The organism is Pandoraea sp. PE-S2T-3 (assembly GCF_002179965.1).
Classification (GTDB): Bacteria; Pseudomonadota; Gammaproteobacteria; order Burkholderiales; family Burkholderiaceae; genus Pandoraea.
The window spans coordinates 611,361-624,531 of sequence record NZ_NGUQ01000018.1; the positions used below are offsets into that span (position 1 = coordinate 611,361).

Below are 13,171 nucleotides of genomic sequence, written 5' to 3' on the forward strand. Positions count from 1 at the left end.
GACGTGCGTGATTCAGGGCAGGTGCCATCGGCTTGCGCGCCGGGCGAACGTTTCGGAACACGACATGCCCAGTCGTTCGAAGAGACGGCGGGGTACGAGCGCCGCCTCCATCATCTGCACGCCGATATCCAACGGATCCGCACTCTCTCGAATCACCCTGTCGGCAATGACTTCCTCAAGACCGACGGCACAGAGATGGTCTCGCCACGTCGGTAACTCCGGCGCGAGAAACGCCATCATCAATTCGGGAATCAGCGCGTCGAGAAACTCGCGTTCTGTGCAAGACAGTGTCGGCACCCACTCGCTGACGAAACGTACGAAGGCCGCCTGATGCCGCATTTCGTCGGACGCGTGGTCGGCCAACAGGACACGGACCGGTGGATAGACATCGTCCGACGCGCCCGCTCGTCGCAACGTGCCGGTAATCAGCGTTTCGGTGACCGATGCCGCCGCCATGATGGCCAGACCTCGGTAGGCCTGGGGCGCGGTCTCGCACAGTGACAGCACGCGAATGACAGCGAGAGACGGCCCTTGCGAGAGCACGTGCCCTGACTGCCTCTGCACATCGCGCCGGAACCGCGCCATCATCCAGGTGTGGAATCCTTCGTCGGTGTAGATCGCCAGCAAATCCTCCCGATGCAGCGATGCAATACCGGGCACATCGAGCATGAATTCGACGGCGCGGTTGACGATGTGCAATTCGACGCGCTCCGTCTTGTTCAGATAATCCGCCAGACGCAGCGCGCTCAACTGCTGCCGCGCGGACTGTCCCAATTCACAAACACACGGATGCGTCGCGTAGGGCATGAGCGACACATTGAAAAAGAGGTGATCCGGCTGAAGTGGCGGGAACGGCACTTCGCCGGACGCGCGGCGCACGGTTGCCACGTCGTGCCACGGCCGCGACGTAACGTCGCGCGCGTCGCATGCCCGGTGAGCATCGTCGACGGACCTCGGGGTCTCAGCCATGCGTTACCGCCCGAGGCACGACGGCGCAGGACGGCACCCTAGGCTTGTCCCCGTCCAGCAACAACATGCTCGCCCGCTCCGGCCCGAGTCCGACGCCGGCGAGCGCCGCGCCGATGTGCCGTTCGACAAAATCGATGAAGCCACCCAGCGCAGCATCCAGATGCCCTTCGCGCCCGTGCGACAACGATCGTTCGGTCAATCCCGGATAGATCAGCACGTCGGGAATTCGCTCACTCGGCAGGACATCGCGGTGCACGCGCATCGGCACGCCCTGGTATGACGACTGAAGATAGTGGGCCAGACAGTCCACCTTGTTCAGATAGACACGGTCGACACCATGCGCCTTGACGACTTCGCGCAACTGCGCAAGGTCAAGCATGCCGATTCGGCGCGGGCGTCCGGTGCCAGTACCGTATTCACCCGTCAGCATGCGCAGCGCGGCACCGATATCGAACGGATCATTCGAGCGTAAAAGCGTATCGGGTGAAAAGTGCTCATGCTCATGCGCCACGCCGATGTGCTTTTCCGCAGCTTCCCGGCAGTACTGCGCAGAACGCTCACCGCCCAGCTCCGAGGGAAACGGGCCACGCCCGACACGGGACATGATCGCCTTCGCCACGCCAATCGTCCTGCGGTGGTACTTCGGGGAGAGATCACCGCCCACATACGCGTAGGCGGGCACCGTATGACTCGATGTCACGTATGGCTGGCTCCCATCCACGACATCGAGCAACACGGATTGCGCCCCCTCGAACAGGACACGCGCGCCCTGCTTCACACGTCTCGTCAGCCAGCTACGGTCGACTTCCACGTGTGGACGTAATTTCGTCATGACGGCAGGCAGGCGCAGCAGCAGATCCGACATCTCGGCGACCCACGGCGATGTACCGCCATCGGCATTGATCATGCCCGTCAGCACCCGGCGCATCGCCGCCACCGTCTCTGTCTCGTTGTCGAGCAGATCGCAGAGCATGAAATTGACCCGTGTGTCATTGCGAACGCGAAGTGCACGGTCGGCATAGCAAGGTCCGATGCCGTTGCCGGTGGTGCCGATGGTCGCGCTGCCGCGTCGATCGAGCGCAATGTGGTGCGGTTGCACGACGGCCGCGCGTGCACTGATATGCAAGCGGCCATCAAGGTCGATGCCCATCTCGCGCAGTTGCTCGATCTCGTCGGCCAGTTTCCATGGATTGAGTGCGCACCCGGAGCCGATGTACAACACCGCGTGCGGGTGAAACACACCCGATGGCAGTTGCTTTAAGGCGATGCGACCGAGCGGTGTGTCGATGGTGTGTCCCGCGTTGGCGCCGCCATTAAAGCGAGCGATCACGTCGTACCCGGGAGCGAGCACGTCGATGATCTTCGCCTTGCCTTCGTCACCGTATTGCAGACCGACGAGTACGTCGGCATACCCGATAGCATCGATGGCATTAGTGGTGTCGGTGGTGTCGGTGGACGTCGTGGAGGAAGGCGGGGAACAGGAAGCAGAAGTCATGCGCGTTGCATATCGTAAAAAAAGCGGGGAATCGGGGCTTGTTGCGCGGCCAGACGGTCGTAGACCCAGCGGCCAACAGCGATGTCGAGAATGCCCATGCCGAACGGCGAAAACACGATGGGGCGATCGCGCGCCGGAGCGTCGCCACCGCTCAGCAGATGGGGAAGCGATGTCGTGACGAAGCGGCGGTGTCCGGTTGCCATCTCGGCGCGGTGCAACGACGTCATCGCCCGCAGGCAGTGCTCGATATCATCCACAACGTTGTGGGCTTCGAGGATCACTGACGGTGCGAGATCACGCAGCGATAGGTGCAACACCACCGGGCAATGTGAAAACCAATCCGGGTTGTCGACGTAGGGGACGGAGGCCGTCGTCGTAAAGACCACGACGTCCGCCTGTCGAATGGCCTGCTCGAGCGAGGCGGCCGTCTCAACTGCGTATCCAAGTTGCGACTGGATGCGTCCCGCCAGCATCGCCGCGTACGTCTCGTTCAAGTCATGCAGGATCACCCGTTCAATCGGCACTCTCGCCAGCGGCAAACCATCGGCAACGTGTCGTGCGATGAGCCCGGCACCGACAAACGCGACGCGCACGGCGCGCGAAGTCTTTGGCTCACGCCCTACAAGACACCGCAGGGCGCTGATCGCGCTGGCCGCTGTACGCGCGGCACTGATGATGCTCGCCTCCATGCAGGCCATCGGATAGCCCGTGACGGGATCGTTCAGAATCAGCACGGCCGACGCTCGCGGCATGCCGTGCGCGATGTTCTCGGGAAAACTCGAAATCCATTTGATGCCGGTGATGCTGTTGCCAACATCGTCAGCGTCGGCATCGATGTGCGCCGGCAGCGCGATGATGCGATTTGAACGACCGTCGGGAAAGCGCAGGAATTGACTCTCCGGGTTGACGGTACGGCCGGCATGATGCGCGCGGTAAGCTGCCTCAACCGTATCCAGCACCGCACTCCGATGCTCACGGACCACGGCGTGAACCTGCTCTCCGGTGAACACGCGGAATTGGGGAAGGGGTATCGCGTTCATGGCAACACCGGGCAGACCGTCTGGATGGCATGGGACACCGAGAATCCTGTGCCTGTCATTTGCGGGAAACAACGCTGTATCCAGTCCGCGTCATAGACACCGTCCAGATACTTGTCGCCCATATCGGGCGCAATGGCGACGACCGTGTCATTGGCATCGATGCGGGCAGCTTCTCGTTGCACTGCGCACAGCACGCTGCCTGTCGAGCCGCCTGCGAAGTAGCCGCGATGCGCCAGCGCGTGACACATGCGGACCGTGTCGATCTCCGGGACATGCACGACGGCGTCGGGCAGCGACGGGTCGCAGAGCTCAGGGCGGCGACTGGTGCCCAGACCGGGAATGTGACGCCGCCCAGGCGCTTCGCCGAACGTGACGGACCCGACGGCGTCGACGGCGATCACCCGCGTCGTCGGATGATTCGCACGCACGTATCGGAGACATCCCATCAACGTCCCGGTGGTGCCGGCCCCAATGAACAAGTGATCGACCGTCCTGTAGGCGGCGAATATCTCCGGTGCCGTCCAGCGATAGTGCGCACGCCAGTTGCTCGGGTTCGCGTACTGGTTGATCCAGAGCCAGCGATCATCGCCGGCCAGTTGCTCGTGAATCCAGGCGATGCGCGTTGCGAGAAATCCGCCTTGAGCATCACGCCGGTCAACGCATACGACGCGTGCCCCCAGCGCTTGCATGGTGCGGACAGCGTGGTGCGACGTGTTGGGGTCCGTCACGCACGTGAAGCGATAGCCGCGATTCGCGCAGACCATCGCCAGCGCGACGCCCAGATTGCCCGACGACGATTCAATCAGCTGCGTGTCTTCGCGAATGCGGCCCTTCGCCTCAAGATCTTCGATCAGTTGCAGCGCTGGCTTGAGCTTGATCGACCCCGCCGCGTTGAGTCCCTCCAGCTTGAGGCGAACTGTCGCGGCGCACAGGCCGTGAATGTCGGTAAATACCGGTGCGGAGGGCCGCAGGAAAGCATCGGCCACGCGCAGCGCCGCCGTCTCGTTTGCCGTCTGGCCCGACAGGGTTTCGTGCGGATGCCCCACCATGCCTCTCCTGAAGTCTTGCCCGAAGGCAACGGAATGGCGTGGCTGATCGAAATGCTCGAAACCGTTCGCTCATGCACGCCGTGAAGCGTCATTTAAGCGAATGGCATCGACGCCGAACACCTGCATGCTCATGTAGGACGCAGGGTGCGGCGTATCAAGAAGAAGGGTGCGGAGGGGGGAAGAAGAGGGTCAGCGCGGACGGCCGCCGCGTCCGATGTCTTGCAGGCGGATCACGGCATTGCCGGCAGCGTCGGTCTTCTCAGGCACCTTCCACGCGTGCCCATAGACGAGTTCGAACGTCAGTGAAATCGTGCCGTCACTCCCGCGCTGGCGCTCCAGCGCAGCGCGCAGTGCGGCGATCCGGGCACGTCCGGTCAGGCCGCCACGACGCTCCGGCAACGGATTGACGCCCAGCAAGCGGACATCACGCAACAACGTATCCGGCGTCTCGAAAGTCAGCGTGAGCCGCTCCATGTCGGTCACAGGCGTATCGAAGCCGCTCGCGACCATCATGTCACCCAGATCGTGCATATCGGTCGGCTCAAGTCCGTGCGGCACGTCGTCGACCTCCGCCCACGCCGCCCGCAGTTCACGCAGCGTGTCGGGGCCGTACGCGGAGAACATCAACAGGCCGTCGGTACTCAACACACGGTGCCATTCGGGAATCACACGATGCGGCTCGCGATACCAGTGCAGCGCAAGGTTGGACCAGACGAGATCGAAGGCACGCGGCGCGAACGGCAGCGCGGAGAAATCGGCCTGCACCACGCCATAAGGCGGGCTGCTGCGCAACAGTCGGCGCCAGCCGGTGGTCGCACCCGCCGCTGCCGCTGCGCTGACCATGCCGTACGACGCGTCGAGGCCGACGCGGTAGGCCTCCGGATAGCGCTCGCCAAAGGCCAGAAGGTCGCCACCCGTGCCGCAACCGATGTCCAGCACGCGCTTCGGTTTCAGCTTGATGTAGTCAAGCCGGCTCGCGAGGCGCGAGGCGACTTCTCGCATCAGGAAATCGGCGTCGGCCCATTTCGTTGCGCGACGATCGAACGCGGTCCGCAAAAAGCGGGCGGAAAACGGGGACGGGGGGGCGGCAGCAGGCTTCATGGGACGGGCAAAAAGGCGAGTCGGCAGTATACTCGCAGCTGTCCGACTGCATCGGGCAGCGCCGCGCGGCGCCCTTTCACCCGAATTTCACTGCCGTCCTATTGCCTTTGTTTTTGCACGCCCGGCAGCGAATCTGCCGGTTGTTGTTCAGCACCGGCTTCCGCCACGTCATCATCCGAACCCCCTTGCCCATCTTCCGCGACACCCTTCCCACGCTTGGCCGCCTCACACAAAGGCTGCTGCGGGTCGCCCTGCCCGACCACTGCGCGGTTTGTCAGGTGCGGGCATCGCGGCAGCTCTGCGCACGATGCGCCATGGCGTTCGACGCGGACGGGACACAGACGCCGGCTCGCTGCGAGCGGTGCGCAGTGGCGATGCCGCCGACACGGCCGCAAGACGGTGGCAACTTGCTCCCGGAAGGTGCGACAATTTGCCGCACCGACCGAGTGATTTGCGGCACCTGTCTGCGGCGGCCACTCGCTTTTGACGCCGCAATCGCTCTTGCAGATTACGTAGCTCCGCTCGATGCGCTCATGATTCGTCTGAAATACCACGGCGCGCTGCCACTGACGCGCGAATTCGGCGAACGCCTTGGTGACGCCGTGTTGTCGCGCTGTGATGCGCAGACATTGCTGGTCCCCGTGCCGTTGGCGCCCGCGCGACTGGCCGCTCGCGGCTTCAACCAAGCTTGGGAACTCGCGCGCGTTGCGGCCCGGCGGGTGCAACGTCCCGCCAGCGCACGATGGCTCAGGCGGGAGCGCACGACCACGGCGCAACGCGGACTCACGCGCGACGCCCGGCAACGTAACTTGCGCGATGCCTTTGTGGCGAGCGAGCGGGTCCACGGACATCGCGTCGTCCTGATCGATGATGTGATGACCACCGGCGCGACTTGCCATGCTGCCGCGCAAGCCCTGAAACGCGCTGGCGCAACCTACGTACTCGCTGCTGTGGTGCTGCGCACACCGACTTCCGAATAACCTAGCCCCCTGACTGCTCATCGACCATGTTCAACGTCGTTCTCGTTTCGCCGGAAATTCCACCGAATACCGGCAATGTCATTCGCCTCTGTGCCAACACCGGCGCGCGTCTGCACCTGATCGAACCCCTCGGCTTTCCGCTGGACGATGCACGCATGCGCCGCGCCGGCCTCGACTATCACGAGTACGCCGACATGAAGGTTCACAGCGATTGGGAGAGTTTTCTGAGTACCGAGACGCCGGACCCGACGCGGATGTTTGCACTGACCACCCGTGGCTCGCGCCCCTTTGGCGAACTGTCGTTCGCGCCGGGCGACTGGTTCATCTTCGGCTCCGAGACACGCGGCCTCGCGCCGGAATTGCTCGACACTTTTGCGACCACGCAACGTGTGCGCTTGCCGATGCGGCCTGACAACCGAAGCCTGAACTTGTCGAATACCGTGGCGGTCGTGGTCTTCGAAGCGTGGCGTCAACAGGGTTACGCAGGCGGGTCCTGATTGACCCGGTTGCCGGATTTGTCCAGCGCATCCAGTTCGTCGCGATACCGTTGCAGCATCGCAGTGTCGAAGCAGACAAACTCCACCCGCTGGATCGTGGGGAAATGCGGTAAGGCGTCACGTACCGCGAAGATCGCCAGCGGTACGGCCAGTTCCATCGGGTAACCGTAGACACCACAACTGATCGCCGGAAACGCCACGCTCGTGCAGCCGTTCTCCGCTGCGAGGCGCAAGCTCTCGCGATAGCAACTCGCGAGCAATGCGGGCTCGTCGTGCGCGCCGCCATGCCACACCGGTCCTACCGTGTGAATGACGAACTTTGCCGGCAAGCGGAAGCCGGGGGTGAGCTTCGCCTGACCGGTCGCGCATCCACGCAACCTGCGGCAGGCTTCGAGGAGTTCCGGGCCAGCCGCGCGATGAATCGCACCGTCGACGCCGCCACCGCCCAGCAGCGACTCGTTCGCTGCGTTGACGATGGCGTCGACCGGATACTGTGTGATGTCGCCTTGAGAGGCGTGGAGACGAGCAACTTGCGACATGGGCAGAACTCCCTTGTAGCTACGTTGGCAGCGGTCAGCGTTACAACGATGCAGCGAGGCAACGTGATACAACGCAATACAACATTACGCGTCGTCTTCCCGCTCGGCGCGTGCATCGCGACGCAGCAGCGCTTCGACGGCGGCCCGGGCGGGCAATCCATCGAACAGCATCGCGCAAACCGCATCGGTAATCGGCATGCTCACACCGTGGGCTCGCGCGAGATCACGCACGGCACGTGCGCAGCGTACCCCTTCAGCGACATGCCCCAGCGACGCGAGCACGTCATCGAGCGACTTGCCCGACGCGAGTTGCAGACCGACCGTACGGTTACGCGACAGATCGCCGGTGGCCGTCAGAATCAGATCGCCCATGCCCGCAAGGCCCATGAACGTCTCGGGCTTGCCGCCCAGCGCCACGCCCAAGCGGGTCATCTCGGCGAGCCCGCGCGTCACCAGCGCGGCGCGTGCGTTCAGTCCGAGGCCCAGCCCGTCACCGACACCCGTCGCAATTGCGAGTACGTTCTTTACGGCGCCGCCGACTTCAACACCGATGACGTCGTCGCTCGAATAAATACGCAGCGCGCCGAAATGGCACGCATCGATGGTCAACTCGCACAGCGACGGCACAGTGCTCGCGATGGTCAGCGCAGCCGGCAACCCCTGCGCCACTTCGCGCGCAAAACTCGGGCCGGACAACGAGCCACCCGCAACCCCGGGGAATACGTCTGAAACGATCTGATGCGGCAGCAGCCCCGTATCGGACTCGAAGCCCTTGCACAACCAGATCAGATGTTCCGGCGGATGCGCAGCCGCGGCCAGATGGCCGGCCAACGCGCGCAATCCTGCAACAGGAACGGCGGCAACGCACAGTGCCCGCTCGCCCGTACCGTGCGCGAGCGTGCTCGCAAAATCGGCATCGAAGCGCAAACGCGGCGACAGCGCGGCACCCGGAAGATAAGTGGAATTTTCGTGAGTGGCGCTCAGTTGCTTCACGAGCGCAGCATCGCGCGCCCAGAGAACAACGTCTTGGCGTGCTGCCATGTGACTCGCCATTGCGGTGCCCCAGGCACCTGCACCGAATACGGCAATTTTCATGAGGGGGACCTCGACGCAATGGCTTGGCTCACGCAGCTAAGCGCCCTGCTGGCCATCGCGTCGATCAAGCGCGAGAGCGCTTAGTGAGTCTTGGCGGACGAGCCGTCGGGCATCACGATGCCCGGCGCCGGCGTCTCGCCGTTGGCCGCTTGCTGCTCGGCCAGTTGTGCCAGACGTTGTTCGTACAGCGCCTGGAAGTTGATTTCGGCCAGATGGATCGGCTGGAACCCGGCACGGCTGATGGCATCGGCCACGTTTGCACGCAGATACGGGTACACGATCGTCGGGCAGGCGATGCCGATGAGCGGATCGAGCTGCTCGACCGGCACGTTGCGGATTTCGAAAATGCCGGCTTGCTTGCCTTCAACCAGGAACGCAACCTTGTCCTTGATCTTTGCCGTCACGGTGGCGATCACGGCCACTTCGAAGATTTCATCGGCCAGACGCTCGGCGGCGACGTCCACTTGCACTTCGACCGTCGGCATTTCCTGTTCAAGGAAGATCGCGGGCGAGTTCGGCTGCTCAAGCGACAGATCTTTCAGGTAGGCGCGCTGGATGCTGAAAAACGGCTGATTCTGGTCGGACATTTCTTTTCCTTGGGATAAAACAGCCGCGCAACGGCGCGGCTGGGCGGACTACTATTTTGCAGGCGGTATCAGGCGGCTTGCAAGAGCGGCGCGAGGCCACCGGCACGATCAAGCGCAGACAGATCGTCATAACCCCCGACGTGGCGATCGTCGATGTAGATCTGCGGCACCGTGCGACGGCCCGTGCGCGTCATCATTTCTTCACGACGGGCAGGGTCCTTGTCGATCAGAATCTTCTCGATTTCCTGAACACCACGCTGGCGCAGCAGGCGCTCGGCCATCTGGCAATACGGGCACACTTGCGTGCTGTACATCACGATCTTCGGCATGACTGGCAACTCCTCGATTACTTCACGACCGGCAAGCCGGCTTCCTGCCAAGCGGCAAGACCGCCCTGGAGGCTGAACGACTCGGCATAGCCGAGATTGCGCAGCAACGTCTGGGCGCGCGCCGAGCGTTGACCGCTCTTGCACACGATAAGTACCGGTGCTGCCTTATTCTTGATGACTTGCCCGACTTTTTGTTCCACGTCGTCGAGCGGCACGTTGCGCGCGGACGGCAGGTGGCCGCCGGCGAATTCCTCTATCGAGCGCACGTCGAGAACCACGGCGCCCTTGCGGTTGATGAGCTGCGTCGCTTCGATCGTGGACAGACCGCGACCGCCGCGCTTGAAAACCGGCCATGCCAGCATGCCGCCCGAAACGAGGGCAATGGCGATCAGCGCGAGGTTGGTGTAATCGGCAAAGAACTTCACAAGCCACCTGAAAAAGATCAAAAGAATCCGATCATTATAAAATATTCCGAGATTGCGCCGACGGGTCGCGTTGCCAATCGTTGCGCCGGACCTCGGCGGCGGTTTTTCCGCCCCCTCGATCGTCCTCGGTCCGCTGCTGCTACGCCCATACTGGGCGGGGCTGCGCGGGGTGCCACGAACCGCTTTCGCGCCTCCCGGCTGCCCCCGCTTTCCAACTCTGACTGAAGCTGCTCATGTACAAGCTCGTTCTCATCCGCCACGGCGAATCGACGTGGAACAAGGAAAATCGCTTCACCGGCTGGGTCGACGTCGACCTGACCGAAAAGGGCGTCACCGAAGCCAGCCAGGCAGGCAAATTGCTCGCCGACGCCGGTTTCGCCTTCGATCTGGCCTACACCTCGGTGCTCAAGCGCGCCATTCGCACGCTCTGGCACGTGCAGGATGCCATGGACCAGATGTGGATTCCCGTGGTCCACACCTGGCGCCTGAACGAGCGTCACTACGGTGCGCTGGCCGGCCTGAACAAGGCCGAAACCGCCGCAAAGTACGGTGACGATCAGGTCCACGTGTGGCGTCGCAGCTACGACACGCCGCCGCCCCCGCTCGCCGACGACGACGAACGCAGCTCGTACAACGACCCGCGTTACGCCAAGCTCAAGCGCGAAGAGATTCCGCTCACCGAGTGCCTGAAGGACACCGTCGCTCGCGTTCTCCCGCTGTGGAACGAATCGATCGCCCCGGCGGTGCGTGCCGGCAAGCAAGTGCTCGTCGCCGCACACGGCAATTCGCTGCGCGCGCTCATCAAGCACCTGGACAACATTTCGGACGACGACATCGCCGGCCTGAACATCCCGAACGGCACGCCGCTCGTGTATGAACTGGACGCCGATCTCAAGCCGATTCGCCACTACTACCTGGGCGATCAGGACAAGATCGCCGGCGCACTGGCGGCTGTCGCCGCGCAGGGCAAGTCGAAGTAAATCGCCGGAAATCACTGGAAAACGCACGGCAATCGCCGTGCGTGCCGTCCCTGACGGGCCATCGCGACACCTCGGTGTTCCGATGGCCCGTTTGCCATGCGCACCGCAACTCGGGGCCCCTGGGCTCGCCAGGGATCCGTCATTGCCCCGCCATCATCACGACATTCCCGCGCCATTCGTCCGTCATTCATCCGTCATTCGCACTGCGCACAAACCCCTAGCGGTAATACGGTGTAACACGTCCATATGACCGTTTGCCCTGCATTTGCCGGCATGGTGAGGCCAATCCCCTCCGGGCCGTTTGGCACATCCTGCCTGCCATCGCAACGCATTATCGGGCCACACTTCACGGAAAATTCACGCAAAGGACGCATTGACTGGAACTTTTCTGAGAACCTCTCCGGAAAACTCCCTGTCGAATGGGCAATGTCCGCCCTGCGGGCAAACGGTTATACTTCGCCAAAGTGCGCGCGCCCATTGGCGGGCGCCCCGAAAAAATCCGGAATTTCCACGCCTATATGCGCCAAACCCTCAAACACATCGGCCTGATCGTGCTGGGCCTCGCGACCGGTGCGGCTGCCACCCTCGCGTTTTCGCAGGCGTCCGCACAGAGCGCTACCACGCCGCTACCGCTAGAGCAGCTCCGTCTGCTGGCCGAAGTGTTCGGTCAGATCAAGCGTGAATACGTCCAGCCGGTCGACGACAAGAAGCTGCTGACCGCAGCCATCAAGGGTATGGTGTCGAGCCTCGACCCGCACTCGTCGTATCTCGACAAGGAAGAATACAAAGAGCTGCAAGAGCAGACGCGTGGCCGCTTCGCAGGTCTCGGCATCGAGATCTCGCAGGAAGACGGCCTCGTGAAGGTGATCACGCCGATCGAAGACAGCCCGGCGTTCAAGGCCGGCCTCAAGCCCGGCGACCTGATCACCCGCATCGACGACAAGCCGGTACGCGGCATGACGCTCGACCAGGCGGTCAAGCGTATGCGCGGCGCCCCGGGCAGCAAGGTCACGCTGACCATCTACCGCAAGTCCGACGAGCGCACCTTCCCGGTGTCGATCGTGCGCGCCGAAATTCGCGTGCAGAGCGTCAAGGGCAAGCTGCTGGAGCCGGGTATCGCCTACGTGCGCATCACCAGCTTCCAGGAACGCACGGTGCCGGATCTGGCCAAGAAGCTGCAAGAACTGTCGAAGGATCAACCGGTCAAGGGTCTGATTCTCGATCTGCGTAACAACGGCGGCGGTATTCTCCAGTCCGCAGTTGGCGTGTCGGCAGCGTTCCTGCAAAACGGCGCGACCGTCGTGACGACCAACGGTCAGATCGAAGACGCGAAGCAGAAGTACACCGCAACGTTCGACAACTACCGTCTGTCGGCCAGCCCGGACGATCCGCTCAAGGGCGAAGCGCCGATCTGGAAGACGGTGCCGATGGTGGTGCTGGTGAACGCCTACTCGGCCTCGGCCTCGGAAATCGTGGCGGGTGCGCTGCAAGACTCGAAGCGTGCACTGATCATGGGCAAGACCACGTTCGGCAAGGGTTCGGTGCAAACGGTGCGTCAGCTCTCGCCGGATACGGCACTGCGTCTGACCACGGCGTACTACTACACGCCGAGCGGCCGCTCGATCCAGTCGATCGGTATCAAGCCGGACGTGCCGGTCGATCAGAATCCGAAGGGTGACCCGGACGACGTGCTGGTGACGCGCGAAATCGATTACCAGAACCACCTGCACAACACGCAGACGCCGGACGAGCAGAAGGAAATCGATGCTCGCGAAACCCGCCGCCTGGAAGAGCTGCGCCGTCTCGAGGAAGAAAACGCCAAGAAGACGCCGGAAGAACGCAAGAAGGAAAGCCAGGAGCGTCTGCCGGATCTGGGTAGCGCCGATGACTTCATGCTCCAGCAGGCTGTGCATCAACTGAAGGGCGAACCGGTCCAGCGCACGAAGTCGCGTCTGGAAGCCAATGCCGGTCCGCTGCCGAAGGATGCCAAGGCTGCACCGGCCGCCGCCCCGGCTGCCGGCGCCAAGACCGATCCGAAGACGGATACGGTCGTGCCCGCCAAGCCGACGGACAAGAAGTAAGCAT

14 protein-coding genes are annotated in these 13,171 nt (G+C 63.1%); 4 read left to right on the forward strand and 10 right to left on the reverse strand.

The genetic code is table 11. The annotated features are described in order from the left end of the window. Positions 1-12: 12 nt before the first annotated feature. The 5 genes from CDV46_RS18195 to CDV46_RS18215 form a co-directional block, all read right to left on the reverse strand. Positions 13-969, reverse strand: coding sequence for a diiron oxygenase (locus CDV46_RS18195; protein ID WP_087724051.1), 957 nt, complete (start codon positions 967-969; stop codon positions 13-15). Further along, complete coding sequence (locus CDV46_RS18200) at positions 962-2,464, reverse strand: adenylosuccinate synthetase (protein WP_087724053.1); 1,503 nt, start codon at positions 2,462-2,464, stop codon at positions 962-964. Before CDV46_RS18200 ends, CDV46_RS18195 begins: the two co-directional genes overlap by 8 nt. Beyond that, on the reverse strand, positions 2,461-3,504 hold the full coding sequence (sbnB, locus tag CDV46_RS18205; protein WP_087724055.1) for a 2,3-diaminopropionate biosynthesis protein SbnB: 1,044 nt from the start codon (positions 3,502-3,504) through the stop codon (positions 2,461-2,463). Before sbnB ends, CDV46_RS18200 begins: the two co-directional genes overlap by 4 nt. Then, positions 3,501-4,553: a 2,3-diaminopropionate biosynthesis protein SbnA gene (gene sbnA / locus CDV46_RS18210; RefSeq protein WP_087724057.1), complete on the reverse strand. Its 1,053-nt coding sequence runs from the start codon at positions 4,551-4,553 to the stop codon at positions 3,501-3,503. Before sbnA ends, sbnB begins: the two co-directional genes overlap by 4 nt. A 189-nt stretch (positions 4,554-4,742) precedes the next feature. Then, a complete protein-coding gene (locus tag CDV46_RS18215; RefSeq protein ID WP_087724060.1) occupies positions 4,743-5,654 on the reverse strand; it encodes a methyltransferase domain-containing protein in 912 nt (303 codons plus the stop codon). A gap of 533 nt (positions 5,655-6,187) precedes the next feature. Here CDV46_RS18215 and CDV46_RS18220 point away from each other — a divergent pair. Beyond that, positions 6,188-6,634, forward strand: a complete 447-nt coding sequence (locus CDV46_RS18220; protein WP_170936046.1) for a ComF family protein — start codon at positions 6,188-6,190, stop codon at positions 6,632-6,634. A gap of 26 nt (positions 6,635-6,660) precedes the next feature. Beyond that, positions 6,661-7,131 (forward strand): tRNA (uridine(34)/cytosine(34)/5-carboxymethylaminomethyluridine(34)-2'-O)-methyltransferase TrmL, encoded by a 471-nt coding sequence (trmL, locus tag CDV46_RS18225; RefSeq protein ID WP_087689935.1) that lies wholly within the window; start codon positions 6,661-6,663, stop codon positions 7,129-7,131. Here trmL and CDV46_RS18230 read toward each other — a convergent pair. From CDV46_RS18230 to CDV46_RS18250, 5 genes are all read right to left on the reverse strand, one after another. After that, positions 7,113-7,670: an O-acetyl-ADP-ribose deacetylase gene (locus tag CDV46_RS18230; protein ID WP_087689937.1), complete on the reverse strand. Its 558-nt coding sequence runs from the start codon at positions 7,668-7,670 to the stop codon at positions 7,113-7,115. The genes trmL and CDV46_RS18230 overlap by 19 nt on opposite strands. A gap of 84 nt (positions 7,671-7,754) precedes the next feature. Continuing rightward, positions 7,755-8,765, reverse strand: a complete 1,011-nt coding sequence (locus tag CDV46_RS18235) for an NAD(P)H-dependent glycerol-3-phosphate dehydrogenase (protein WP_087724064.1) — start codon at positions 8,763-8,765, stop codon at positions 7,755-7,757. Positions 8,766-8,845: 80 nt separating this feature from the next. Beyond that, on the reverse strand, positions 8,846-9,352 hold the full coding sequence (secB, locus tag CDV46_RS18240) for a protein-export chaperone SecB (protein WP_058377098.1): 507 nt from the start codon (positions 9,350-9,352) through the stop codon (positions 8,846-8,848). A gap of 68 nt (positions 9,353-9,420) precedes the next feature. Continuing rightward, positions 9,421-9,681, reverse strand: a complete 261-nt coding sequence (gene grxC, locus CDV46_RS18245; RefSeq protein WP_087689940.1) for a glutaredoxin 3 — start codon at positions 9,679-9,681, stop codon at positions 9,421-9,423. A gap of 17 nt (positions 9,682-9,698) precedes the next feature. Then, positions 9,699-10,106, reverse strand: coding sequence for a rhodanese-like domain-containing protein (locus tag CDV46_RS18250; RefSeq protein ID WP_058377096.1), 408 nt, complete (start codon positions 10,104-10,106; stop codon positions 9,699-9,701). 233 nt (positions 10,107-10,339) lie between these two features. Here CDV46_RS18250 and gpmA point away from each other — a divergent pair, with 233 nt between their 5' ends. After that, entirely contained in the window at positions 10,340-11,086 is a 747-nt protein-coding gene (gpmA, locus tag CDV46_RS18255; protein ID WP_087724066.1) for a 2,3-diphosphoglycerate-dependent phosphoglycerate mutase, read from the forward strand. A gap of 518 nt (positions 11,087-11,604) precedes the next feature. Further along, positions 11,605-13,167: a S41 family peptidase gene (locus CDV46_RS18260; protein WP_058380047.1), complete on the forward strand. Its 1,563-nt coding sequence runs from the start codon at positions 11,605-11,607 to the stop codon at positions 13,165-13,167. The last annotated feature ends 4 nt before the right edge of the window (positions 13,168-13,171 follow it).

Excerpts from the sequence above, each read along its gene's own strand:
- CDV46_RS18215 (WP_087724060.1), bottom strand. The coding sequence starts at position 5,654 with ATGAAGCCTGCTGCCGCCCCCCCGTCCCCGTTTTCCGCCCGCTTTTTG.
- CDV46_RS18220 (WP_170936046.1), top strand. The coding sequence starts at position 6,188 with ATGATTCGTCTGAAATACCACGGCGCGCTGCCACTGACGCGCGAATTC.
- CDV46_RS18230 (WP_087689937.1), bottom strand. The coding sequence starts at position 7,670 with ATGTCGCAAGTTGCTCGTCTCCACGCCTCTCAAGGCGACATCACACAG.
- CDV46_RS18200 (WP_087724053.1), bottom strand. The coding sequence starts at position 2,464 with ATGACTTCTGCTTCCTGTTCCCCGCCTTCCTCCACGACGTCCACCGAC.
- secB (WP_058377098.1), bottom strand. The coding sequence starts at position 9,352 with ATGTCCGACCAGAATCAGCCGTTTTTCAGCATCCAGCGCGCCTACCTG.
- sbnB (WP_087724055.1), bottom strand. The coding sequence starts at position 3,504 with ATGAACGCGATACCCCTTCCCCAATTCCGCGTGTTCACCGGAGAGCAG.
- sbnA (WP_087724057.1), bottom strand. The coding sequence starts at position 4,553 with ATGGTGGGGCATCCGCACGAAACCCTGTCGGGCCAGACGGCAAACGAG.
- gpmA (WP_087724066.1), top strand. The coding sequence starts at position 10,340 with ATGTACAAGCTCGTTCTCATCCGCCACGGCGAATCGACGTGGAACAAG.
- CDV46_RS18235 (WP_087724064.1), bottom strand. The coding sequence starts at position 8,765 with ATGAAAATTGCCGTATTCGGTGCAGGTGCCTGGGGCACCGCAATGGCG.
- trmL (WP_087689935.1), top strand. The coding sequence starts at position 6,661 with ATGTTCAACGTCGTTCTCGTTTCGCCGGAAATTCCACCGAATACCGGC.
- CDV46_RS18195 (WP_087724051.1), bottom strand. The coding sequence starts at position 969 with ATGGCTGAGACCCCGAGGTCCGTCGACGATGCTCACCGGGCATGCGAC.
- grxC (WP_087689940.1), bottom strand. The coding sequence starts at position 9,681 with ATGCCGAAGATCGTGATGTACAGCACGCAAGTGTGCCCGTATTGCCAG.
- CDV46_RS18260 (WP_058380047.1), top strand. The coding sequence starts at position 11,605 with ATGCGCCAAACCCTCAAACACATCGGCCTGATCGTGCTGGGCCTCGCG.